Genomic DNA, 25,938 nt, shown 5'->3' on the forward strand with positions numbered 1-25,938 from the left:
TGTTGGGCAGATAAAGCGATGCCCAACCTACGAGAAGCGACCTCCCTGATCTCGCACACCCAATGAATTAATGAAGGAACTGCCATGACCATCCTGATACGCGGCGGCACTGTCGTCAACGCAGACCGCGAATTTAAAGCCGATGTCCTCTGCGACAACGGCAAGATCATCGCCGTCGGCGATAACCTCGACGCACCTGCGGGTGCCGAAGTCATAGACGCTGGAGGCCTCTACGTCATGCCAGGTGGCATAGACCCGCACACCCACATGCAATTGCCCTTCATGGGCACGGTCACGCAAGATGATTTCTTTACCGGCACTGCCGCTGGCCTGGCGGGCGGCACGACCAGCATCATCGACTTCGTCATCCCCAACCCGCAACAAAGCTTGATGGAGGCTTTCAACATCTGGCGCAGCTGGGCAGAAAAATCTGCCGGTGATTACTCCTTCCACGTCGCTGTCACCTGGTGGGATGAGACTGTCCATGCCGACATGGGCAAGCTCGTTAATGAACACGGCGTCAACAGCTTCAAGCATTTCATGGCCTATAAAAATGCCATCATGGCCGATGATGAAATCCTCGTCAAAAGCTTTTCCCGCGCGCTGGAGCTTGGTGCCATACCGACCGTTCATGCAGAAAACGGCGAACTCGTTTATGTCCTGCAGCAAGAGCTCATGAAGAAGGGCATGACAGGCCCGCAATCCCACCCCCTGTCTCGCCCACCCATGGTAGAAGGCGAAGCCGCACAGCGTGCCATCGCCATTGCCAATGTGCTTAACACTCCGCTCTACATCGTCCATGTATCCTGCCAGGAATCGCTGGACGCAATTACACGCGCCCGTGCCCACGGCCAGCGCGTGTTTGGCGAAGTGCTGGCAGGTCACCTCGTTGTCGATGACAGCGTCTACAAGAACAAGGACTTTGTACAGTCCGCAGGCCACGTCATGAGCCCACCTTTCCGCAGCAGCCATCATCAAGAGGCCTTGTGGCAAGGCCTGCAAGGCGGCAACCTGCATACCACAGCGACTGACCACTGCACCTTTTGCGCTGCCCAAAAAGCCGCTGGCAAGGACGACTTCACCAAGATACCCAATGGCTGCGGCGGCGTAGAAGAACGCATGATGATTTTGTGGGATGCAGGCGTCAACACTGGCCGCCTGACACCGTCAGAATTCGTCAAGGTCACCTCCGCAAACTGTGCACAGATTTTCAATATCTACCCGCGCAAGGGCGTGATTACCGAAGGTGCAGATGCCGACATCGTGCTGTGGGACGTCAATGGCACCAAGACACTGTCCGCAAAAACGCAATTCTCCAAAGGTGACTTCAATGTCTTTGAAGGCCGCACCGTCAAGGGCATACCAACTCACACCATCAGCGGTGGCAAGCTGGTGTTCAAAGAAGGTGAATTAATGGCAGAGATGGGAGCAGGGCGCTATATCAAACGCCCATCCTTCTCGCCCATGTTTCAAGCGCTGAACAAAATGCGCACGTAAAAAATAAGATGAGGAGTAATACAAATGTCTACCGCAAATTTACGTATCAATGGTGACCGCCTCTGGGCCTCATTGATGGAACTGGCACAAATTGGTGCCACACAAAAAGGTGGCGTCAAACGCCTGGCCCTGACTGATCTCGACAAACAAGGCCGCGACCTCGTCGTATCCTGGGCCAAGCAGGCTGGCCTTACCGTCACCATAGACCAGATAGGCAACGTCTTCATGCGCAGGGCAGGCAAGAACCCGGCACTGCCCCCCATCATGTCCGGCAGCCATATCGACACCCAACCCACCGGCGGCAAGTTCGACGGCAACTACGGCGTGCTGGCCGCGCTCGAAGTCGTGCGTACCCTCAACGACCACAACATAGAAACAGAAGCACCAATCGAAGTCGCCTTCTGGACCAATGAAGAAGGCTCGCGCTTTGTTCCCGTCATGATGGGCTCAGGTGTATTCTGCGGCGCATTCTCGCTGGAGACAGCTTACGCCGCCAAAGACACCGAAGGCAAAACCGTAGGCGATGAGCTTGAACGCATAGGCTACAAAGGCACAGAAGTACCAGGCCAGCACCCCATCGGTGCCTATTTTGAAACCCATATAGAACAAGGCCCGGTACTCGAAGATGCCGACAAGGTCATCGGCGTCGTCCCCGGCGTGCTTGGCCTCTCTTGGTACGACTGCATCGTCACCGGCATGGAAGCCCACGCAGGCCCCACACCCATGGCCTTGCGCAAAGACGCTCTGCAAATTTCCACCAAAATCATGCAAGAAGTCGTCAACATCGGCAACCGCTATCCACCCTATGGTCGTGGCACGGTCGGTATGGTGCAGGTATTCCCCAACAGCCGCAACGTCATCCCCGGCGAAGTCAAATTCAGTATAGACCTGCGCAACGTGTCGTCCGAATTGCTCGACACCATGCACAATGAAATCCTCGCCTTCGTCGATAAAACCAGCAAGGACAGTGGCCTGAGCATCAGCGTAGAACGCGTCTCCTATTACCCACCATGCCCCTTCCACCCAGACTGCGTCAACGCCGTACGCGAAGCCACAGCCACCCTGGGCTACAGCACCATGGACGTAGTCTCCGGCGCAGGCCACGACGCCATCTACACCGCCAGACTGGCCCCCTCAGGCATGATATTTGTGCCTTGCAAGGACGGCATCAGCCACAATGAAATTGAAGATGCGAAATCAGAACACCTGGAAGCGGGGTGTAATGTGTTGTTGCATGCGATGTTGGGGAGGGCAGGGGTGGTGTAGCAGCTTATCAGGAAGGATTCAGGGCGGCTGTGATAGATGCTTGTGGTTTAACTCGAAGTTAATTTTTACTTCGCCGTTTTTACTTCAAGCATCGTCTTTTGGTTTTCAACAGTATCATTTCATGCAATCCATACCGCTGCGCCGTTAGCAATTGCAAGCTCACAGGCACGGATAATATTGCACAGCCGATGATTGTAATCAAAGTTATGATCTAAAGCGTTCAGCAAGGTAGTGGCTTCATTTCTTAACGTGACAACATCACTTCCAAATACAAGAATATCCTGATGCTTGAGTGAGCATAGTAAAGAGAGCCCGAGTTCAACGCTTTCAGGCGATCCATATAATGACTTTCGCCACTGCTCCGGTCCTGCCAACTCTGTTCCTGCTGATAAAGGTATCTCGCCTGAAAATTTTCCAGTCAGTTCATCTATATACATTACGGAAACAATCAGGGACATTTTTTACTTGTGTGTATCAATTACTTGGTAAGCCGAGTTTATCAAAGAAAGCTCTATTTCTTTCTTTTGCGGCTGTTACTAGTTGGTTAAAAGAGATTACTTCTATATATGCTTTAAAGTTGTCGTTGAATCCAAAATAGCCCATGCCATCAGCGGTAACGGTTAAATTTGCACTCTTGCAGCGCTTAACCATTTTTTCAGTTAAGTCGCACAAAACATAACAATATCCTGGTATATATTGAGATCCTGGAATAAGGAGGCCAGATGCTGTTTTTGCTTTTCCTTCACGTACTCGCTCTAAATAATCAAGTGACTGCTGAATAGGATCTTTATCTTCACCCTCTTTCATATCATTGCGCATAGGGCGTTTTATCTCAACCACGGTAATCGATGCAAGTGGAAAAGTTGATTGATTATGCACTAGCAAAGGATTGTCAAAAATCCGTAGGCTCAATAAGTCAGGTTCCTTGTTTGAATTGCTTTCGGTGATAGGCATTGCATTTAAAGTTTTGTCCGAAGCTAAGTAGTTATGAAATGCAAGTCTTTCATCAAGAAGCCATAAATTACATGAGTCTAAGAAAACCTCGGTTGAATCTTTTCGCATAGGCATGATTAGCTCATGAATCATATCTTCGCGCGCATATTTTCCGTTGTCCAGGCGTTCTATGGATTTCTGAAGAAGATCAATAATGACCTTGCGGTGAGATACGTAGTTGGCAAGATCTGATTTTTTCAGATCTTCAGCTTTTTGCAAATAAGCTTGCAGTCGTGTGCTATATTCCTCGGCATATTCATCAATTTGTGGCTGCATAATATCGTGCCCTTCACTTAAAAGTTCTCGCTCTATTTCATACCATTGAGCGTGCAGATAAAGTTCTAATTCTTTATCTGTCTTTTCGGGATCGATGATTAGGTCGGCATCATTTACGTAATTTACAATAGGTCTGTACCGTGGTGCTCGAGTCGCTATAAAGTCTTCAACACGTTTTTTTCCAGCAGCTAGATTTTCAGACAGTAGATCCGACAGATATTCTTTCGATCTTTCGAGGACTGCATCACGGATATCTTTTAAACTGAGTTCTGCGTCAGAAAATATACCCTCTAAATCCTCGGTAATATTGAAAGATGTGCGTTCAGTTCTAACATGGTCATTTAAGTAATCTGAGGAAACATAGCATGTGTAGGTGAATTCACCAATCGCATCACCGATTTTGTTATACAGCCCAGGTATTTTTCCTTGAATGTTTTCTTCTTTTACTAATCTGTTTGCCGCACACAGGGCAATTTGATGTTTCTTATTTACTTATGCTCTGAATTTAATATGAGTAAGTTCAAAGATTTTCTCCTTGATAGTAATTTTTTCATGATGTGCTGCTGTGTGCATATGGAGGTCATAGAGATCACTTAAATCCAGTAAGTCATTGCCATCTTTGAAAAAAATCTTAGGCACGCCTTCTTCCCGAACAAAATACCACAAACAATGTTCTAGTAACTGATTGGCGATTGGTTCAGCGCTACTTGGTGCGGCTTTCCTATATTGCTCTTCAAACCCAACTAATTTGATTGTGGTGCCAGTTTCTTTGCCGTGGGTTGAGGTAATCTCATTAGCATGCACACCCAATTTTTCATCAAAGCGAAATGATCTACGCTGGTGGTCTGAAGATTGATCTATAAAATCACTTATAACTTCGACTTGCTTAAACGCTTTTAACCACATCAATCTGCCGACACCACGGCAGCCTTTCTCAATTTTATGATCTGAGTCTAGTGTTTCAAAAGAGTTGAAATTGGCATGATTGAAGCCACAACCATTGTCTTTAATAGTAAAGCCAATTATGGGAGCGATAGCTTTTGCACCGATATCAAGGTTCCCTTGATTCAAGCGAAGAAGTTCGACAGTAATCTGTCCGTCGCTACGCAAATTTCCTTTTTCCTCAATTGATTGAATTGAGTTAACTACTGCCTCAAACATAGGCATTAGGCCATGGCTCTTAGGGAGCGATGTATTGCGCAAGCGGCCCTTTAAATTTGTTTGTAAGCTCACAGTTTCATTCCATTATTTTAGTTGTTTGAAATACCAAATTCATGAAAAACCAACTACGTATATTTTTATTGCAAGGAAATAAATCCATAGACCCCTAATGTAGAGATCCTGCATTGAATGTGATTATATTGTCAATTTATTCTGTGATAATTTGACAAATATTAACTTCTAATTATTCAGCAGCCCCTTGAGTTGCTCATCCAATGAGTCAAACAAACTATGCACGCTGGTTTTAACCCTTGCTTGGATGAAAACATCAAATGGACGATATCGTGCTTCAGTGTGCATTAGAGAAGCAACTGGACCAGGCGGCCATGTCATAACTGATCTTTGACAGACTAGTCGGTTTTCTTGTTTGTTGCTTAGCCGTCCTTTTTCCCCAGAAAACACCCAACAATCGCATCCGCAACAGCCCTGACCCGCGCAGTGCGTGCAAGGTCGCCATGCATGACCAGCCATACATCGTAGCTATCTTCCCGCTCTGGCCACAGGCGGGTGAGCAGGGGATCGTTTTCTGCCAGGTGGACTGCCAGTTCTGCGATGCCCATGCCAGCGCGGGTGGCTTCGAGCATCATCATGGCGCTGCTGACTTCCATGGTGACACGGGCGTTGGTGATGGGCAGGCCGCAGATTTTTTCTGCGTGGCGGGGTGCGATGCGGTGCTGGTAGGTGATGATGTCGTGGCCGTCGAGGCCTTTGCTGTCTGCTGTTACTTCGTGTTTTTCGAGGTAGGTTTTTGCCGCGAACAAACCCAGCTTGCGCTTGGTCAGGTGGCGGGCTATGAGGTCGGGGTCGGTAGGTCTGACGAGGCGCACTGCTATGTCTGCCTCGCGCCTGGTGAGGTTGCTCAGTTGTGTTGCGGTGCTCAGCACGATGCGGATATCGGGGTGGCTGGCGTGCAGCTTTTTCATGGCGGGGATGACGAAGTGGCTGGCCATGGTGTCTGATGTGGCTACGCGCACTACGCCTGAGAGGCGGTTATCTATTCCGGCTATTTCACGCTGCAATTTGTCCGAGGCTTTTTCCATCATCTCGGCGGCTGCCAGTGCATGTTCGCCTGCCGGTGTCGCCACATAACCTGAAGGTGTTCGCAAGAACAGCCGCGCATTCAAAGCCTGTTCCAGTGCAGCCAGCCGCCTGCCTGCGGTGGCCTGGTCGATGTTGAGCATGGCAGCAGCACTGCGCAAAGTGCCTGCACGATAAATTGCCAGAAAAATTCTTGTGTCGTCCCAATCCATGTTTGATGCAGTCATTTCAGTATTCAATTGATGATGCATTTTTGCATCAGAGCGATGATCTTATGCTTATTTACTGCATCAGACAAGGCAACTACCATGCTCCCAGGTTTATTAAAAAAGGAGTTCTCATGAGCAGGGCAAGTGGTGGGCAAGGCAGTATCAATCTGGTGCATGAATGCAAAACATTGGAGGCGGCTGTCGCAGTGACAGGCAACCCGCGCCTGGGCAGGCTGGATGAGGCCTTGATCTTGCTGACGCTGGCGCTGGGTTTCATGGTGGCGATGGTGGATGTCACTTCGGTCAATATCGCGCTGCCTGCGATTGCCAGCAATTTTTCTTTGCCGCTGAGCCGCCTGGTATGGGTGGTGGATGCCTATACCCTGAGTTTTGCTTCGCTCTTGCTCATAGGCGGCGCGCTGGCTGAACGATGGGGCGCAAAGACGACTTACCAGGCTGGCTTGCTGGTGTTTATCGTGGCGTCGCTGTTATGCGGCATGGCTGACAGCGGCACTTTGCTGATTATTGCACGGCTATTGCAGGGCCTGGGGGCGGCATTGTTCATGCCTGCCTCATTGAGTCTCATGAGCCATACTTTCCAGGAGCAGAAACAGCGCACAAAAATGCTGAGCATATGGTCTGCCTTGGTCGGTGTTGCCAGCGGCAGTGGCCCGCTGATAGGTGGCATGCTGGTACAGCAGTTTGGCTGGCGCAGTATTTTCATGGTGAATATCCCGCTGGGGATACTGGGTGTGCTGATGGTGAGAAAGATCATACCTAAAGCACCAGCACACCCCAGGCCACTGTCCCTGCTCAGTCATGCCTTGCTCGTTGCGGCGTTGGTCAGCCTGACTTTCATCCTGATCGAAGGCCCGGCTTATGGCTGGCAATCTGCACTTGTCATGTTGCTGCTGGCTGGCATGGCCATCAGTGCGCTGGCATTGGTAGTGCAAGAGCGGCGTGGCACTCACCCCTTGTTGCCGCGCGCCCTGTTTGCCAATGCGACTTTCCCGGCGGCGAGCGGTATAGGTTTCCTGATCAGTTTTTCTACCTTCGCGCAAATCTTCTTGTTGGGTATTTTTTTCCAGGATGCCTTGCACATCACAGCCAGCCAGACCGGTTTGCAAATGCTGCCCATGATGTTTTCTTTCATGGTGGGTAATCTGTTGTCGGGCCAGATTTCTGCACGGGTGGGCACGCGTTACCCGCTGCTGTTTGGCACTGCCATTGCAGCTTTGATGGTATTGTGCATACTTGTCACTACACTGAGCTGTGATATGACATCCGCCTTGATGCTGCAGTTACTGACCCTGTGCGTCATGGTCATGAATGTTTCGGTGGGTTTGGCCTTGCCCGCGATGACTGCCACCGTGTTGCAAGTATGTGGAACACGCTATGCAGGCAGCGCGTCTGCCGCCGTCAACGCCAGTCGCCAGATCGGTGCTCTGGTTGGTGTTGCCATCATGGGCGGGATTTTTCATGCGACAGCAGACTGGGCGTGGCGCATGCCAGTGGCTTTTGTGGTGCTGATGAGCAGCTATGCGCTTGCCAGTGTGTTGACGTATCTGTTTATTCCCAGATTAAAGCAAGATTGATGGCGCATGCAAAATCAGGAGTGGCCTGGTCATTCCTGATTGTTTGGGTAGTTTCTGTAAATCTCTAAACTCATGTCCCCGCATCTGCAAATGAAGACCAGACGGACGACGTCGTGTTTCCGTGAGCAGTAGTAAATATTGGCAGGGGCGGCCATTCCGAGTTTTTTTCTTCTTCTCATTACCGCCAGGAATGTGACGCCTGCGTTACCAGGGCGAGGCTACGCATATCGTCGAAACAGGAAAATCCTGGAATCGTAACAATTTGTAAGAAATTGTTCTTGTGATCATTGTCCGAATGTTGGATACTTTGCCATCTTCCCTACTTTCATGCCTTTTCTGTTCGTCCCATCCGTCTGTTTGTTTGCAGCAATTCTCTAAGTCGATTTTTTCATCAAAGGAAATACGCATGGCCTTGCCTGAGCGCGCGACTGAGCGCCACCTTCTTCATTTCGATCTTGCGCGGCATCTGTCTGCCACCGCTACTACTACAACTTCTGTCACCGACACTGCGGCCAATATCTTGCACGCTGCCGCGCCTAGCTCTGCGGCCAGCTTCAAGCTGCATGTGGCGATGAATGAATACGATATTACGCCGCACACTGATCAGTCGCTGGTCGAGGGGCGGCAGAAAAATGGTTTCCTGAAAATGGTGCCTGACGAGGTCGTCAGCCATTATGCCGAGGTGGATTTGCCGTCTGATGCAGTAGCGCTGATGTGGGTGACTACGCCGGTGATCGTCGACGGTTATGAAACCGAGCGTACGATCTCCATGGGCATCCATGTGCCGCGTGACGCCAGGTTGCGCGACGTAAGGCGCAAGCTCTTGCGCGCCAATCCTGATGAGGCCTTGCACCCCAAGCTTGCTTATCGCCAGTTTGGCCAGAATTTTTTGTCGACGCAATTGCAGGCGATAGAGGCCACGCCTGACCATATCGCCAATTACCAGGATGCGTATGAGACTGCAGTGGCGCTGTTGTTCAAGCATCCTGAACTGATCAATCTCAACCAGGCTGCGACTGAAGGCGGGCCGGTGACGGTGATCGAGGCATGCATACGGCGTGCCCTGAATGATTTTAATCTGGTGGTGCTGAAGATACTTGAACATCCTGATGACTGGTCTACGGTAGAGCGCGTGTATGACGGCGACCAGCCAGCGGTGGGGGATGACGGAAAGCCGGTATTTACCATGGGCCTGCATCCTGATGTGCTCGATGCGATCAGCAAGGCGTTGTCGCGGGCGCTGGTGTATGCCAGCCAGGCAGAAGAGTTGCGTGGCCAGACCTGGTCTACCCAGTACGGCACGACCGACGCGGCCTATGACGGCAAGGTGCAACCCAAGCATATGCTGCGCTCAGAAAAACTGCGCGCCTCAAGCGATGTGCGCTGGCGGCTGAAGAACCTGACGCCCACCGATGGCCTGGTGTTCGAGCCGGATGTGCGCTACCAGGCTGCACCTTCTGGCAGCAATTGGCGGGCTGAAGGCACCTGGTCCAGCCGTGAAGACAAACCCAGCTATGCCTTTGATGAAGAAGCACAAAAAGCCTTGGCCGACCAAAACCTGTTTGTCGTGCTTGATGACATGACCGGTCCGCTACGGGCTTTGCCCAATGCTGCCGGGCGCTATGCGGCGCTGGTCACTTCGCCCAGCGGCAGGCATGCCCAGGTTGAATGCATACTGATGGGTGGTGGCACGATTTTGCAGTATCTGGTCACATCGAATGGCGCAGCCTTTGGCAAATCGTATTTTGCGGTAGGCAAGGCGGATGAAGCCAAGAAAGTGTTTCACTTCCCCATGCTCTCCAGCGGTGCGAATGGCAACCTGACCATCGTCCTTAAAAATCACTGGCTGCGCCATTTGTCTTGCTATGTTGAATTTCTCGATGTCAGTGGCAAGGCCAAGGCACCTGAGAACTGGACTTCGCGCTTCCCCTTGTTAGATTCGGTGTTTGACAGTGACAGCTATAAACGCTATGTCGGCATGGTCGACCCTGTAGAAACCATTATGGGCATACCCTTGTCTGCCGATTCTTCTCACTTCGATGTGCCGGTGCCGCATGATGCTGGCACCATACGCTTCACCTGGGGTGGCCTGGGTTGCGGTGCGAATGACCCGGTGGCTTGCCCGCCGGGCATAATCATGACGGTGGTCATAGAAATGGCGCTGCCTACGATGTTGCTGGTGGCGGGGGCCGCCCTGACGGCTTCTGGCGGCATGATGAAACTGCTGAAGCAAAAACCGGTCTATGGTGCTTTGCTGGCCGCCTTTGTCGGGATGTATATCGGTTTTGCTGACAACCCCGCCAAGGCTGCATGGACAGTGGGTAAAAAACTGCTGGTCGTGCTGGCCAAGGCTGGCCTCGGTCAACTGACGCAAATCATTGCCGAGATGATAGCCGTTGGTGCTGCCAAGAAAGCTATCCCTTTCATCAACGTGGCCCTGTTACTGGCTGATATTGCTGCCACTGCGGCGCAACTGGCGCAGACTACCAGCGCCATACGTCAGTCGCCACGTGCCCACGTCACGGAAGTCACCCGCAGCATAGACTTGCGCGTTACCGTTACCTCCAGCAAGCTGTACAAAAAATTCCCCGATCATCACCATCACTTGAGCGTGGTGGTAGCTTATGACAATGGCGCGACCCTGCCAAGGCTGGTCAAGACCTTGCCGCCAGAAACCATCAGTGACGATATCGTCGTCAGCTTCGATGGCGTGCCCGCTGCTGGCAACCTGCGCGTGCTGGTGTTCTTCTATGCCGAGAATGGCTGGCAATCAGGGCAGGGGGCTAGTGGCTGGCTGAAAGCGGAGGGTAGCAATGGCCAGGCCGTGCTCACTGTGCCACCGATAGAAATCGACATCAACGAAGTGCCACTTGGTGCCTGGTCAATCTATGAACACCAGGAAAAAATCACCATGAAAAATGGTGAGCATGTCTGGCAGGCGGGACCTGCACCACTGGCGACCATGAAGTCGCCCTCAAGTCAGCATGGCATCATCGAAAAACTGCATTCCATCACCGTGGCACAGTATCCGGAAATGATAGGCTATGCCTGGAAGGCCACTGACCTGCACCTGCCACCTGACGTTGCATCGCGGCCAGCGACCAATGCCAGCATGTACACCACGCAAAACCTGTCGGTGCTGCAACATCCGCAAAAAGCCTACGCTACCCAGCATGTCGGCTTTACCGGTGGTGGTGGCATTGGGTATGACGTGGTATCGCCCGACGATGGCAGTGGCCGCAATTTCCTGATTGACCCCAGCCGTGGCGTCTATCATGAAACCCGCAATCCTGATGGTGGCTTCCATTTGCGCCGGGTGGCTTTGCAATATAGCCACGTGCCAGAATTCAATGCTGTTGCCAACCAGAGCTGGGGCCGCTTCCCCGACAGCATAGACCAGATGGTGGTACACCCGCATGGCTATGTATTTGGCATCAACCGCAGCATCCACAAAATCTACCGTATTGGCTTGCCTACCCAGGCTGGCAGTGATGCCAGCGCGCCGCTGGCCACCCTGATGTCGGGCGAAGGCAAGCGCCACGGCCTCATCAAGACACCGGTAGCAGTTGCCCTGGCTGTGGATGGGCGTGTGCTGGTGCTGGAGTCAGGCAATGTACGCGTTCAGTGTTTTGATGTGAATGGCAATCCGGTGGCCTACTTTGCCAATCCCGAAGGCAAAGAACTGACCAAAGTGCCTGTCATGGCGCTGCGCCCTGGCAAGCTCAACCTGCTTGACATGGCGGTTGAGGCCAAGGGCCATATCTTTATTCTTGGTCACACCGGCAGTGGTGCCAAGCCCGAAGACTACCGCATGGATTTGTACGACCCGGCAGGTGTCTTCCTCGCCAGCACTGGCAACTTCACGGCGGCGCGCATTACCGTTGACTTGCTGCGCAACCTGTTTGCCCTTAATTACGAAGTGTTGGCTGGCAAAGATGGCCGCCCCGAACCTGGCATCAGCCACTGGCGTCCACCTGCACCTCCACAACATTAAGTCACCAGGATATATCAATGAAAACATTCGCCGGAAAATTTCAGTTCACCGTTGGTAACCATAAGCTCATCCTGTGGGAGCAAAGACTGGGCCTGATCAGCAAAGACCGTACTACCATCCGCAAAAATGGCACTGACACCTATGTGCCACTGCCAGCAGATGCGGGCAGTTTTCTTGCCATTGCCAAGGGTGATGGCACATTCGTGCTGCAAGCCAGCAATGGCGAGATTGTCAGCTTCAATCAATTTACCCCGCATCTGATAGCCACCACGCTGCCCACTGGCATGCCGCTCTATCCTGTGCCTGTGCGTCCATTACGTCTGAAGCTTGACCGTTTGCGCACCCCGGTTGGAGTCAAAGTCAACCTGCGTTTTTATCTTGAAGGTCAGGACCCGACAAAACTGTTTGACCTGATATGTAACCCGCATTTCGTCGAAGTGGACGATATCAGCAAGGCGCGTCACTTGAGTAATCTGAATAGCGTGCCCATGGCAGGCGACACGAATGCTGTGTGGACAGCCGTGCAGCTTGGCGATGGCGTGGACCAGATGCAGGCCAGCAAGTCGGTCACGCATTTTGACTTTACCCCGGCTGGCGCTGCCATCGTTGAGTTGTCAGGCGAAAATCTGGCGGGCATCAATTTTGGCCGCGCCAATTTCAGTCGTGCTTTGCTCAAGGACACCATTCTTACCAGTGGAACCTTCAACAAGGCCAGTTTTAGCCGCGCCACACTTGATGGTGCCGATTTTAGTGGCTCGGCCATGACGGGGGTAGATTTTACTTTCGCCTTGATGAAAGGCACTAACCTCAGCACGCTGACCGGCGGTAATTGTGATTTTTCAAACTGCGATCTGCTCAGCGTCATCAATAGTGCGCCACTTGTGCTGACTTCTACCGCTGCTGCTCCCATGCGCTTTGTGCGCAGCAAACTTAAATACGCCCTGATTGGTAAAGACTGGAGCCACAAGATACTGGCCTATGCCCGTATCACTGAGCGACCAAGCAACATCGACGACCTCAATGCACAGTCCGCCGACCTTACAGTCGTTGACCTGAGCGGGCTCAGCGGGGCAAGGGCCAACTTCAATAATGCCATCATGCGTGGCATCAAGCTGTCCAATGCCAACCTGCCCGCCGCCCAGTTCAAGGCCAGCATCCTGGAAACCACACTGGAACTACCAGCGGCGGACTTTACCAATGCGAGCCTGACAGGCTGCAGCTTTGAAAATGCACTCCTCTCGGGTGCCAGCTTTTCCGGCGCGCGCATGGATGAAACCACATTCAATGGCGCTACCATGCGCCTGACCAACTTCAGCAATGCCTACCTCAAGGCTGTTAACTTTAGCGCGGTCGAACAAAAAATGATGACTGGTGCCAGCTTCACCCGCGCTTTTCTGGTTGGCTGCGACTTCAGTAATGCCGACTTGTCTACTTACGACACCATCGCTGTCAACATGACCAGTGCGTATCTGCAAGGCGCAAATTTCACGGGGGCCAAACTGGATGGCACTTTCCTCACCGACGCCGGCATTTCCGAAGGCGAAGGCAGTCTCAGCGTCAAGCTTGGTGGCATCACTTTCCCCGTCAATTACGAGGCGACGGAGATCGATCCTGAAATTTCCACCAGCGCCAACACTACCTGCCCCATCGGCGCACCCGGCCCCTGCACTGAGGACAAAATGCACACCCTCAAACCTTTCCCCACATCGTGGCCGTGGCCAGGGCGGCTCAAGCAGTTGCAGAAGAAACGGAGATAAACAGGCAAGGGTTGGCCAGTGTGTGAAGATGGTGATGCGGAGACAAATAGTTCGCACCAGAGGACAGACTGACCAACTCCCTGAAGGGCAGGGGATCTCGTACTCTTTGCAGTAAACAATAAATGCAGAGGGTCCGGCAGGCTGTTTCTTTAGTTCCAGTTATTCGGCAAGTCCATAAATTATTCATCCAGCATATCAATCAGGCTGCACACGGCAAGCCTTATCCACCGCCTTGATGGAAACACCAGGTGGACGATGCCGTGCTTCTGCGTCCAGTAGGGAATGAGCTGGACCAGGCGGCCATCCTTCAATTCTCCTTCCTCATCACTGGCAGTGTCACGACGCCTGCACCAGCGATGGCAGCCAGGCGTCAGCAGCGTGTGCCTAATGCCTTGACACCCAGTTCGCTGGCTTCGAGTTGCAGGGTCACGCCCAGGCGTTCTTCCAGCAGGGCGATGCGGCGGCTGAGTTTTGATTTGGGTATACCTATGGCACGCCCAGCCATATTACTGATTACCGGAATCTGATCAACAGCTATACCAGGGCAACAGCGAGCAAGTAAGATTTTGAAGCGGCAAGCCTGCTTGCATGGAACAGAAGGGCTTCCTTATATGTATAGGGAAGCCCTTTCCTGCCTTCATTCAGCCAGGGTCATACCGGGTGTTACTGCATGCATGGGTCGCAGGCTTCTTTACTGTATTTATTGCGGCAGATGTTTTTGCCCGGATATTTTTTCTCAAGATCAGCAAAATATTTGCAGGTCGATTCTTTCAATGGCTTGATTTCAGGCAGTTGCATTTTGACGCCATTCTGGTCAGACACACTGAGGCGCGATCCATTTGTATCAGAGCGTAATTCTATGCCATTGTCACTGTTCCAGAGACGCAGGGCGCTGGCTTCACCTTCAGGCCCGGCGACGAATAAAGCCAGTTGTTTATGCTTGCTGTCGAGGGTAATCATGGCGTTGCTGCCATTGTCCTGGGTGACATAACCACCGCGTTCTATGCCTTCTTCATCAAAGATGATCAGGCCAGCCGCATTGCTGCCACGCGGTGTGACTTTTCCATCGATAATGGCATCAGGCAGGTTGCCACCAAGGCGGGCACGGACTATGCCCTTGTTGTCGATGATGACGATTTCTTTGGCTTTGATAATACCGCTTTGATCCGGGCCTTGCGCCTGGGTAGGCGAGGCAGTGAACCATACGGCGATGCACAGGAAAACCAATGCTTGCAGCCAGAACAGTTTTTTCATGCGCTTGTTGGATTGCTCGCAGTCAGCCAGCCTTTGCATTAAATCTGCATTCATATTTTCTCTTTTTTAAATCAGGGTTGATGTTTGCAAATGAGTTTTTACTCATTTATTTTTTTGGGATGTCTTTTGCAAATCAGATGACTGTCCTTGGCGGACAGGCATAAGACTATTTAAAAAGTTTCATCGTGGAAACTATTATTGCACATATGAATACTGTTGAGTTTGCAATTTAGCATTGCATGTATAGAAAACAGATTGATCCGTCGCCGGGACGGATCGGTGAAACAAGTAAGGGGCTGGTATCAATAAAAAAGACGCATGCGAATGAACAAATCAAACATAGGCATGGATATCAAATTCATCGATCTGCTCAGGGTTCATGAACAGCCTGCCGTATTCCAGATAGGCACCTGATTTAAGGAAGAGCCCGAATAATTCTGCATCGATATGCTGGTCTTTTTTCATGAAACTCATGATCTTGATGGCTTCTGACAGGGTCTTGCCTTTCTTGTAGGGACGGTCAGCAGCGGTCAGGGCTTCGAAGATGTCGGCGATCGCCATCATGCGGGCGGGGATGCTCATGTCGGCGGCGGCCAGGCGTTTGGGGTAGCCGGTGCCATCCATTTTTTCGTGATGACCACCGGCGATTTCTGGCACTCTGGCCAGGTGACGCGGGAAGGGGAGTTTTTCCAGCATCATGATGGTTTGTATCATGTGTTCATTGATCTTGTAGCGCTCTTCTTCTGACAGGGTGCCACGTGCCACGGTGAGGTTATAGACCTCGCCACGGTTATAAAGATGCTCTGGTACCTTGACCTTGAAGCCCCAGGGGTTGTCAGGTGTGATGGTGTCGCGGGGTGATCTGGTGAAGATGTGTTCTGGCTTGTCGCTCAGCAGCTGTTCCTGCACTGGTAAGCTGGGTTCTATTGTGCGGTTTTTGCGTTCTTTTTCATCGTGGGAAATGCCGATGCGGTCAGACAGTGTCCTGAGCCAGTGGCGTCCGGCGATATCTTGTATGCGGGCGATTTTATCGGGGGCCATGAATTCACCGCCTTCATTGCATTCTGCGAGGAAGGCGAAATCACTGTCCAGCTTGTCGATATTTGCGTCCAGTTGGGTTTTCAATTCCGTCGCATTACCACCATTGGCTACCGCTTGCCAGTAATCGATTTGCGCGTCGCGTTTCAAGACTTCAAAGCGCATGCGTATTTCATGGATGCGGTCGTACAGGGTTTCGAGCTTTGTGGCTTTGTCGACGATGTATTCTGGTGTGGTGACCTTGCCACAGTCATGCAGCCAGGCGGCGATGTGCAGTTCTTCCCATTCTGCGTCTGTGAGCTGGAAGCCGGCAAAGGGACCTTCGGTTTCCTTGCAGGCAGCCTGGGCCAATAGTTTTGTGAGTACCGGTACACGCTGGCAATGGCCGCCGGTGTAGGGGCTCTTGGCATCGATGGCGCTGGCGATGAGTTGTATGAAGGCTTCCAGCAGGGCTTTTTGTTCCTGTATCAGGCGCTGGTTTTCGATGGCGACTGCGGCTGCGCCAGATACTGCTTCGGCCATGGCTTGCCTGCCCGGGTCTATGTTTGCATCATCTATCACCAGGGCGATTGCGCCGACCAGCGTGCCGCTCCTATCTTTTAAGGGGATGGCGATCAGAGTGGTGGTGTGGTCGGTGGCAGGCAGGGTGCTGAAGTAGCGTGTCAGGTCCGCTGCCTGCAACTGGCAAATGCTGCTGCGGGACTTGCACGCCTGTATGACGGGGTGGTTCTCATCTGCCATGCTGATGCTGTGTGCATTGGTTTCCAATACCTGATGATCAACATAGGCCTGCACCACTTGCATGGCTTTGTCTTGCGGTTGATAGAGATAGAGGATGCCGGATTTGGCTTCGGTGATTTCTGACATTTCCTTTAGTACCCGTGCCAGCAATTTGTCGTAATTGGTTTCTGATGCCAGGCTGCTGGCAATGTCGAGGAAGGAGCGTATGGTCGCCTTCATGCCGCGCATGGAATTGCTGAGGTCAGCAATTTCCTTGATGCGTGACTGGATATTGATGGGGCTCTTGAAATCGAAGCGGGCGATCTTGCTGGCTTCATCATTCAATTGCTTGAGCGGATTGGATGCCAGGCGCGAGAAGTAAATGGTGACAGCAATGCCTATCATCAGCATTACCAGAAACAGCAAGCTCGTTTGCTCGCGCATCCTGATGATATCGGCCAGTAATTCTTCATGCGGGCTGGCGATGAGTATGCGCAGGTCATGGCCGCCGGGGATATTTATCTTGCCCTGATAGGTCGCCCAGGTTTTATCGATTGCATCCAGTGTCTGGCTGCTATTACCAGTACTGCTGTCGAGTTCGCGTATTTTATTGAGGACTGGGGCATTTTGCTCAGCCAGGGTAGGCATGCCCTGGGTACCATCGAGCTTGGTGACGATCTGTGGTTTATAGGCGGGCTGTTTGCCGTTTTGCCAGGCCAGCAACTGACCCTTGCTATCTATCAGGGCGATTCTGGTGGAAGGGGTGACGTTGCTGTTTCTGATGGTTTCATGGATGGTGGGCATTTCTATGTCGATGCCGACGACAGCATCGGCATCGACAATTTTTTGTGCATAAGTCACGCCTATCTGGCCGGTCGTGAAAAAGTAATAGGGTTCGCTGACATTGGCCTGGCTGGCGTTTTTCATGGCGGTTTCATACCAGCCACGCTGACGCGGGTCATAATTGCGCAGAGGGATTTGCTGGCGGCTGATTTCATTGAGCCTGTCGTCCAGATACACCAGGTGTTCTACCATCTTGCCCGCATCCATGCTGCTGCTTTGCACTATCCAGGCTGTTTTATCCGGTGCCTTGAATATGTCTTGCCCACCATTGGATTTGGCATACTGGCGTAGCAGAAAAAATTCGCCATTGGCAAAACCCACATAAGCAGAGGTCGCAGATTTGACGCTGACGATGGCCTTGGCCAGATAGTTAACGTGGGTAAGACGTTCGTTCAGATCTTTGCCAGAGATGGGATGTGATTGGGCAAGTATCTCCGTCTGGTTTTTTACCGGTTCATAAATGTCTTTGACATTGCTGGCGACTTCATTACCTATCAGGGCATAGCTGCTATTGGCTTGCGCCAATATGATCTGGCTCATGCGGCTGAATTGCACAGTGCCCATGGCGATGGCAAAGATAAGGATCAATGCAGTAAAGAGATACGAGATGTAGATATAGAACTTAACATTCCTGGTTGCACGCATTGCCTGGTCCGCCTGTTTTGGTGGGTGATGCGGTGGAAGAAGTGAAGCAATGAATATAGCAAAGAGCAAAGCAAATAAGATATGTAATGAGCATATCTAAAAAGCAAGAATTATGGTAGTGCTTTATCTAATAATGCACGAAAACTTTTCACTTGCTGGCAATGCGTTGGCAATGACAAATTGATGCACTCGTGAAGTGCTGCGTTGATGATGAAGAAATGAGTTGATGAAGTGAAGCGCAATGCTTGAAGGCATTTCAAGAGACCGGCAAATCCACATAAAACCTGGTGGCTTGTCCGGGTATCGATTCAAAACCTATGGTGCCGCCCATTCTTTCTACCAGTTCGCGGGTGATGGCCAGGCCCAGGCCGGTGCCGCCGTTTTGCCGTGTGTCAGAAGAATCTGCCTGGGCAAATTTCTGGAATATCCTGTCGCGGAATTCATGCGGTATGCCGACGCCGTGATCAATGACGATGATGCGCAGCTTATGTCCCCGCTTTTCTGCTTCGATGCTGACCACATCATTTTCAGGTGAATACTTGATGGCATTTGACAACAAGTTCGACAAGACTTGCATGAAGCGCTGGGTATCGACCGAGATATTGATCTCCGGCATTTGTTTTGCCAGTTGCAGGCTGACTCCACGTTCTGAACCAAAGGTCTGATTGGCTTCCACCGCCTGTTGCAGCAACTCGCGTATGGCGATCGTTTCAGGGCGGAATGTCATCTTGCCTGCCGTGAGTTTCTCCATATCCAGCAAGTCATTGATGAGGAAGGTCAGACGCTGGCAGTTTTTGTTGGCGACATCGATCATCTGTTTCATGCGTTCTGGATAGCTGCCAAAGACGCCGCCAGAAATCAGACCAAGTGCGCCCGAGATAGAGGTGAGGGGTGTGCGCAATTCATGGCTGACTGTAGAGATAAATTCATTCTTGATGGTTTCAGTGCGCTTGCGTTCGGTAATATCACGCATCAGGGCGATGAACAGTGGTTGCCCTAATCTTGAAACGGTGGATACCGACAAATCAAGCGGGAACAAGCTGCCATCTTTACGACGCGCTTCCACTTCGCGCCCTATGCCTATGATGTTTTGTATGCCGGCTTTTTGCGCTTGTGCATTGTCGCTTTCGTGCACGGGATAGGGGATGATCTGGCGTATGTTCTGACCCAGTAATTCGTCAACGGCATAATCAAAAATATGTGCTGCTGCATTGTTGACGCTGAGGATGATCTCCTGGTCATCAAAGGTGATGATGCCATCCAGCACATTATCAAGTACTGCGCTGGTATGGGCAGCCTGGTCGCGCAAGTCTTCTGCGGCGGCTCTTCTCTCACTGATATCCTGAAAGGTGCCGTAGACACGTACACACACGCCTTCTTCAAATTGCGGGAAGCCGATTACGTGTACCCATCTGTCATTGCCCTTGGCACTGAGTATACAAAATTCGCTATCAAAAGAAATATTCTCGCGTATGGCCCTGACAAATAATTCACGAATCTCTTGCTGTTTTTTTGCGCCTTTGTAAAAAGCAATGGCATTGTCAACACCGCATTCAAATGTCTCATCAACCTCATGTATCTGCCGGGTGACTTTACTCCATTGCAGCTTGCGGGTTTTGACTTCAAAGCCCCAGGTACCTATGCGCGCGGCAGTATTGGATTTTTCCAGCAATTCATAGGCGTGTTCGAGTTCTGCTTCCGCTTCTTTTTGCTTGGTGATGTCGGCATGGCTGCCTGACATGATCAGGGGTTCGCCATTGGGGCCCCAACTGACGACGCAACCACGGTCATGTATCCATATCCAGTGGCCGTCCTTGTGACGCATGCGGCTCTTCAGATCAAAGTACTCGATTTCACCCCTGAAGTGCTGTTCTATCATGGCGCTGGTCAGCTTCAGGTCTTCAGGATGGCATAGCTTGAGCCAGGTATCAACGGTAGTGGGCTCCAGTTCTGCCAGGGTGTAACCCAGCATCTCGGCCCAGCGCTCGTTATAGATGGTTTCGCCGGTGAGGATATTGCATTCCCATGTGCCGATATTGGTGCCCTTGATGACATTGACCAGTTGACGCTCAGTTTCATACCTGCGCTTTTGCGCACGTGCTGCGCTGATCAACTGACCAAGCGTGCTGAACAGGGGTTTTAAGAATTCTGTTACATACTGGTCGTAGGCATCTGGCTTGTTGGCGATACCGACCAGGGCTATCAGTTCGCCATCGTATTGCACGGGTATGCACAAGAAGCATTGCAAGGCATCGAAATGTGCAGGAAAAACCTTGTCGAGCGCATCTGCTGTATTGTCAATGACTGGCTGCCCGGATCTGAGCGCCGCACCATACCTGGACTTTAATTGCAGGCAGGCGATATCCCTGGCGGCGGTGTCCAGGCTGGTGCTGGAAATATTCGGGCTGAGTGTATTCCAGGCCAGCATCATGCTCTTCAGGGCAGGGTTGCTGACAGTATTATTCTTGACTTCGCAAATGAAACCATAGGCGCTGCCTGTCAGTTTCAAGATCGCTGCCAGCAGTGATTCAAAGCCTTTTTCCTGATCTGTTTCACGTATGAACAGAGCCTGTGCCATGGCGATGGCGTCGCTGAGTGCACGTTGCCTTTGCAGTTGCCGGTCAAGTTCCTGTCTTTTCATGACGCCAGTGACCCAGTCGGCCAGCAGGCGTACAAATTCTGTTTCTACTTCTGAAAACGGGAATGACCTTGGCTCGGTATGCCAGATACACAGTGCAGCATCATCCCTGGCATTGATATGCAGGCGCAGGCCTATCAGGCATTGTATCTGTGCAGGCACTTTGCCCCTGTACTTGCTTTCTGCCAGGTCTGCCGCATGAATGAGGCCCTTGTTCGCATCTTCTGGCAGGATGCACAGCGGTGCAGAATGCGAGCTTGCCATTTCAGGATGCAGAGAATCTCCGGACTGGCAGACCAGGCTGGCTTTGCCACCTGCTTGCACGCGGCTGATCTGGCCGCAAGTCATACCCAGATAGTCACAGGCCATGGCCAGGGTCTGTTGCAAGGCTGCTTCAGGGTTCTGGTGCGACAGGGCAGTGATGGCAGTCAGCGATAGCAAGGCATGCAATTGTCTTTGCTGTTCTTCGCGTGAAAATTCACTCTCGACACAATCAGCCAGGTCACGCAGGGCAGCCAGGTCTTCTGCGCTGAGTATGCGCGGTTTGGTGTCGATGATGCACAGGGTGCCCAGGCTCTGGCCGTTACGTGCGCGCAAGGGCGCGCCAGCATAAAAGCGGATATTGGGGACATGGCTGACCAGAGGGTTGTCGGCAAAACGCGCATCCTGGCTGGCATCGGCGACGTACAGGATATCTGGCTTGAGTATCGCATGGCCGCAGAAAGAAATATCTCTCGCCGTTTCGCTGACATCCAGACCCTGTTTTGATTTGAACCACTGGCGCTCACTGTCGATGAGGGAAACCAGAGCGATGGGTGTCTTGAACAGGTGACTTGCCAGCCGCGTCAGCCGGTCAAAACGCTCTTCTGGCGGTGTGTCCAGTATGGCGCAGGCTTGCAGGGTTTGCAGGCGCAATATCTCATCGACAGGAAAATCAGGTGCTTGCATCGTGAATCAGTCGTGAGCGTGGCTTGCCAGACCGTCCAGCCATTTTTGTAAGCCTTCGCCATACAGCGGTTTGCTGGCGAAATAGCCTTGCATGGAATCACAACCAAGCTGGCGCAGGCTTTCTCGTTCGGCTGCGGTTTCTATGCCTTCGGCAATCACGCTCAAACCCAGGCCATGGCCCATTTCTATGATGGCCTTGACCAGACCCTGGGTCGTGGGCAGTTTGTCGATATCGGTGACAAAGCTGCGGTCTATCTTGAGTTCGCTGACGGGCAGGCGCTGCAAGTAGGACAGGGAAGAATAGCCAGTACCAAAATCATCGATGGACAAATCCAGGCCAATGGCGCGCAGGCGGTTCAGCAATTCTATGGTGCTGCCCGGGTCTTCCATGATGCCGCTCTCGGTAATCTCCAGCTTCAGCAATTTGGGGTCAAGGTCATACTGACGCAACAGGGCCGCAATCTGGTCGGGGAAGCTGGTGTCACGCAAATCATGGGTGCTGACATTGACGGCAATGGTTTGGCCGGGATATTTTTCTTGCCAGTTCTTGAGTGTGACGATGGCTTGCTCCAGCATCCACATGGTGAGCATGCTGATATAGCCTGTGCGTTCAGCAAAGGGGACAAACTCTGCGGGCGAAATAAAACCGCGTACAGGATGTTGCCAGCGCACCAGCGCTTCAAAACCATAGGCCTTGCCAGATTGCAGATACAGCTTGGGTTGCAGCCACATTTGCAATTCTGATTCCCTGACGGCAGAGCGCAAGTCAGACAACAGGCTAAGATGAGTCAGGCGCGAAGCTTCTTGCGCATCGGTGTACCAGGCGGATGAGCTGGCGCTGCGTTTGGCCGCATACAGGGCAACTTCAGCATTTCTGATCAGGGTCATCAAGGGCAAGGGTGTGGCTGCGGTGATGGCAAAGCCATATACCAGACTGACATCGACCGAGTGCTGGCCGCACTTGACCGGATCGGCCATGGCAGCATCTATGCGTTGGTGCAAGTCTTCAATCGCAGTTTTGGAGCTGTCATGGCAAAGTATGGCAAACGCACCGCCAGCCAGTCTGGCGAGCCATGGTTTTTGTGACGCAGTATCGCCGCCGATAACTGTTTTAAGACGCATGGCCACATCTGATATGACAGTATCACCGGTATCAAAACCCAGGGTTTCATTGATGACTTTCAGACGTGCCAGGTCCATCAGGATAAAGCCCTGGTGGGGTAAACCCTGGCCTTCATGGGTTTTGAGCAGCAGGGTGCGGTTGGGCAAGCCGGTCAGGCTGTCGTAATACGCCAGACGCTCTACTGCTTGTTCGCGTATGCCTATGGCTTCAGCCATGGTGTTCAGGGCTTCACCGACGCGTGCTACTTCTTCAGTCTTGCTGGGGATGAAGCGTGTCTGGTAATCACCTCTGGCAATTTGCAAGGCGCTGGTTTCCAGACGTGCCAGCGGCCTGACCACGCTACGGGTAGTCAGCCACGCCAGTACCGCAGCCAGGATCACGCCAAATATTGAGAGCATGGCCACCATCTTGCCAGTTTCTTCCAATTCCAGTTGCGCTTCCGCCTGATGCGTCTGGATCAGCTCCTGCTCGCGTTTGAGGAAGGTTTTTGACTGATCCAACAAGGCATCCAGCGCAGGTTTTACCCGCGTGATAAAACTGGCCTTGGCGGCATCTTGCCCTTCATCTTCCAGCTGGTTGACTGTATCAAGATAGTGCTGATTGTAGATCGCCCGTTTTTGCTTGAGGACTTTCAGGCTTTTCAATTGCTCATCATCACTGAGGCTGGCTTCGAGATCGCTGATCAGACGATCTATGCGGCGATTTTTTTCATCGACGATGGTGTATTCAGGAACACGTTGTTCATAAGGAACAGTCAGGAATTGCAACAGGGCTCTTCCGACGTTTTCTGTTGCGACACTGAGTTCTTGCACATATAAAAGACTTTGCACCTCTTTGCGGGCAAATTGCTCATTACGCGCAGTCATGTTGCGAATTTGTGAAATTGGCAACAGCAATACAATACTGAATAAAATCAGCAGCAAACCATAGCTGAGCGCCAGACGCATACCTATACGGCGCAAGCGCAGGAGCTGAATCAGACGATTTAAGCTAGAAGACATAAGTTATCAATGTATCGTTTTGGTTTGCTACAGAAGGTGCAGTTTCCAGATTCATGCAAAAGCCACTGGCATGGCATGAGCCTGACATTATGGTCTTATGTTAATGCACTATTAACAGCGAGAGCAATACTATTGTGAGTGAGCGATCTCAGGGAGGCAGGATCAGCGTGCTATCAGTATATACAACATCAGCACATTGGCGACGATGGACAAGACTGCCAGCATGCGCCAGGTGGCCAGTGGATCGCGCTGAGCCAGGGGTTTGGCTTGCGGGGCGGGCAGGGGATGGGCTGCGCCACGTTCCAGTGCCAGCAAGAATTCTTCTGCTGTTTCAAAACGATCGGCCTCGTCGCGTGCGACGGCTTTGAGCAAGACATTTTCCAGCCAGTGTGGCAAGTCGGGACGATAACGACCTGGTGATGCCGCCTCACCAAATTTGGGGCGCTGGAATGGCTCCACTTCACCATAGGGATAATGGCGCGTCAGCAAATAGTAGAGCGTGACCCCGGTGGCATACAAATCCGTAGACCTTGACGGTGCGGCACCCTGGAATTGTTCCGGTGCCAGAAATGAGGGTGTGCCCGCCATGGTGTGGCTGGCGTTACCCTGGCCATCCTGGCTGTCAAAGCCGGATTGTGCTACGCCGAGGTCAAGAATGCGGATCTCATCATCATCCCCCAGATGCACGTTGGCGGGCTTGATATCCCTGTGCAAGATGCTGCGCCTGTGCAGGGCACCAATGGCGCGTACCAGCTTGCCGCCATAGGCAACTGCTTCTGGTATGGTGAAATGCTGACCGGCTTCCAGCCTTTTTTGCAGGGATGCACCGGCATGCCAGGTCGAGAGATAGTACAGGTAGTTTCTCTGATCAGGAGTAATCACCTGTGGGAAAAAGCGCGCCACGACGCGTTTTGCCAGCCATGCTTCATGCGCGAAGGCAGAGCGTTCTTGCGTATCGTTGGCCTTGTCCGGGTGCAGGGTTTTTAATACCAGTTGCCGGTGATGTGATGGTTCGCTGACACGATACAGTACCGTCGTCAGTGAAGTATGCATGACTTCTTCTATGGCATAACCGTCCAGGGTCTGGCCAGGCTTCATGCGCGGCGGCACGGGCAGGGCATGCAGCTCGCTGATGGCATCGCGCAGTTCACCTTCAGGCAAGGTCTCTACGCGTGCTATCACAGCGCTGCAATTATCTTGCGACCCTGCCTTTAGTGCGGCTGCACATAGTGCTTCGCAGGCGGCTTCGCTGCCCAGGCTGCCTGCACTGACTTGCTTCAAAAAATCTGTCAGGTCATATTCGGTCAGGCTGGCCCAGATACCATCACAGGCCAGCAAAAAGACATCATTGACACGCAATTCACCCATGCCATGATCGATGACGAGGTGGCTGTCCAGGCCGATAGCACGGGTCAGGACATGCTGCATCTCTGGCCTGTCCCAGACATGATCCTGGGTCAGTTTTTGCAGCACACCATCACGCAACAGGTAGCAGCGGGTATCGCCCACGTGGGCGCTGTAATACATGCGCCCCCGCAGGACCAGTGCAGTCATGGTGGTGGCCATGCCTGCCAGCTCACGGCGCACTGAGCCTTGCTGCTGTACCCAGCTATTCATGGCAACCAGCACCTTGTCCAGCGCTGTTGTCACTTCCCAGGTATCGGGCGTGGCATAGTAATCGGTGAGCAAGCCACGCACTACATATTCAGCCGCTTCACGTCCGCCTTCATTGCCGGAGACCCCATCGGCTACGGCCAGTACCATGCCCTTGCAGGATAGCTCGGGTTCGCCCGGCGTGACCATGCCGACAAAGTCTTCATTGCGCGGGCGTAAGCCGGCGACGCTGTGATGTCCTGTGCTGACAGTCAGTGGCATATGCGAT

General features: G+C 52.2%; 14 protein-coding genes and 1 pseudogene. 5 read left to right on the forward strand and 10 right to left on the reverse strand.

The window, feature by feature from the left end:
• Positions 1-84 precede the first annotated feature (84 nt).
• A complete protein-coding gene (gene hydA / locus AC3WQT_RS20675) occupies positions 85-1,497 on the forward strand; it encodes a dihydropyrimidinase (protein WP_492706626.1) in 1,413 nt (470 codons plus the stop codon).
• A gap of 24 nt (positions 1,498-1,521) precedes the next feature.
• A complete protein-coding gene (locus AC3WQT_RS20680; RefSeq protein ID WP_492706628.1) occupies positions 1,522-2,763 on the forward strand; it encodes a Zn-dependent hydrolase in 1,242 nt (413 codons plus the stop codon).
• 119 nt (positions 2,764-2,882) lie between these two features.
• On the opposite strand, the gene AC3WQT_RS20685 is transcribed toward AC3WQT_RS20680, so the two are convergent.
• The 4 genes from AC3WQT_RS20685 to AC3WQT_RS20700 all read right to left on the reverse strand — a co-directional run bounded on the left by AC3WQT_RS20685 (position 2,883) and on the right by AC3WQT_RS20700 (position 6,503).
• A complete protein-coding gene (locus tag AC3WQT_RS20685) occupies positions 2,883-3,221 on the reverse strand; it encodes a hypothetical protein (protein WP_492706630.1) in 339 nt (112 codons plus the stop codon).
• Positions 3,222-3,237: 16 nt separating this feature from the next.
• Complete coding sequence (locus AC3WQT_RS20690) at positions 3,238-4,032, reverse strand: hypothetical protein (RefSeq protein ID WP_492706631.1); 795 nt, start codon at positions 4,030-4,032, stop codon at positions 3,238-3,240.
• A 492-nt stretch (positions 4,033-4,524) separates the two neighbouring features.
• Positions 4,525-5,265: a hypothetical protein gene (locus tag AC3WQT_RS20695; protein WP_492706632.1), complete on the reverse strand. Its 741-nt coding sequence runs from the start codon at positions 5,263-5,265 to the stop codon at positions 4,525-4,527.
• 362 nt (positions 5,266-5,627) lie between these two features.
• Complete coding sequence (locus AC3WQT_RS20700; protein WP_492706833.1) at positions 5,628-6,503, reverse strand: LysR family transcriptional regulator; 876 nt, start codon at positions 6,501-6,503, stop codon at positions 5,628-5,630.
• 128 nt (positions 6,504-6,631) lie between these two features.
• Here AC3WQT_RS20700 and AC3WQT_RS20705 point away from each other — a divergent pair, with 128 nt between their 5' ends.
• From AC3WQT_RS20705 to AC3WQT_RS20715, 3 genes are all read left to right on the forward strand, one after another.
• On the forward strand, positions 6,632-8,095 hold the full coding sequence (locus AC3WQT_RS20705; RefSeq protein ID WP_492706633.1) for an MFS transporter: 1,464 nt from the start codon (positions 6,632-6,634) through the stop codon (positions 8,093-8,095).
• Between the two features lie 406 nt (positions 8,096-8,501).
• Positions 8,502-12,089 (forward strand): NHL repeat-containing protein, encoded by a 3,588-nt coding sequence (locus AC3WQT_RS20710; protein WP_492706635.1) that lies wholly within the window; start codon positions 8,502-8,504, stop codon positions 12,087-12,089.
• Positions 12,090-12,106: 17 nt separating this feature from the next.
• Positions 12,107-13,846 (forward strand): pentapeptide repeat-containing protein, encoded by a 1,740-nt coding sequence (locus tag AC3WQT_RS20715; RefSeq protein ID WP_492706637.1) that lies wholly within the window; start codon positions 12,107-12,109, stop codon positions 13,844-13,846.
• A gap of 420 nt (positions 13,847-14,266) precedes the next feature.
• Here AC3WQT_RS20715 and AC3WQT_RS20720 read toward each other — a convergent pair.
• The 6 genes and pseudogenes from AC3WQT_RS20720 to AC3WQT_RS20745 form a co-directional block, all read right to left on the reverse strand.
• Positions 14,267-14,348 (reverse strand): annotated as a pseudogene (locus AC3WQT_RS20720) (LysR family transcriptional regulator); the annotation flags it as partial.
• A 161-nt stretch (positions 14,349-14,509) separates the two neighbouring features.
• Positions 14,510-15,154: a hypothetical protein gene (locus AC3WQT_RS20725; RefSeq protein ID WP_492706639.1), complete on the reverse strand. Its 645-nt coding sequence runs from the start codon at positions 15,152-15,154 to the stop codon at positions 14,510-14,512.
• Between the two features lie 279 nt (positions 15,155-15,433).
• Complete coding sequence (locus AC3WQT_RS20730) at positions 15,434-18,346, reverse strand: HD domain-containing phosphohydrolase (RefSeq protein ID WP_492706641.1); 2,913 nt, start codon at positions 18,344-18,346, stop codon at positions 15,434-15,436.
• A gap of 256 nt (positions 18,347-18,602) precedes the next feature.
• Complete coding sequence (locus AC3WQT_RS20735; protein ID WP_492706643.1) at positions 18,603-21,932, reverse strand: PAS domain S-box protein; 3,330 nt, start codon at positions 21,930-21,932, stop codon at positions 18,603-18,605.
• 6 nt (positions 21,933-21,938) lie between these two features.
• Positions 21,939-24,056: an EAL domain-containing protein gene (locus tag AC3WQT_RS20740; protein WP_492706645.1), complete on the reverse strand. Its 2,118-nt coding sequence runs from the start codon at positions 24,054-24,056 to the stop codon at positions 21,939-21,941.
• Positions 24,057-24,218: 162 nt separating this feature from the next.
• Positions 24,219-25,931, reverse strand: coding sequence for a bifunctional protein-serine/threonine kinase/phosphatase (locus AC3WQT_RS20745; protein ID WP_492706648.1), 1,713 nt, complete (start codon positions 25,929-25,931; stop codon positions 24,219-24,221).
• Positions 25,932-25,938 lie beyond the last annotated feature (7 nt).

It is taken from the genome of Undibacterium sp. FW305-107, from assembly GCF_058788535.1.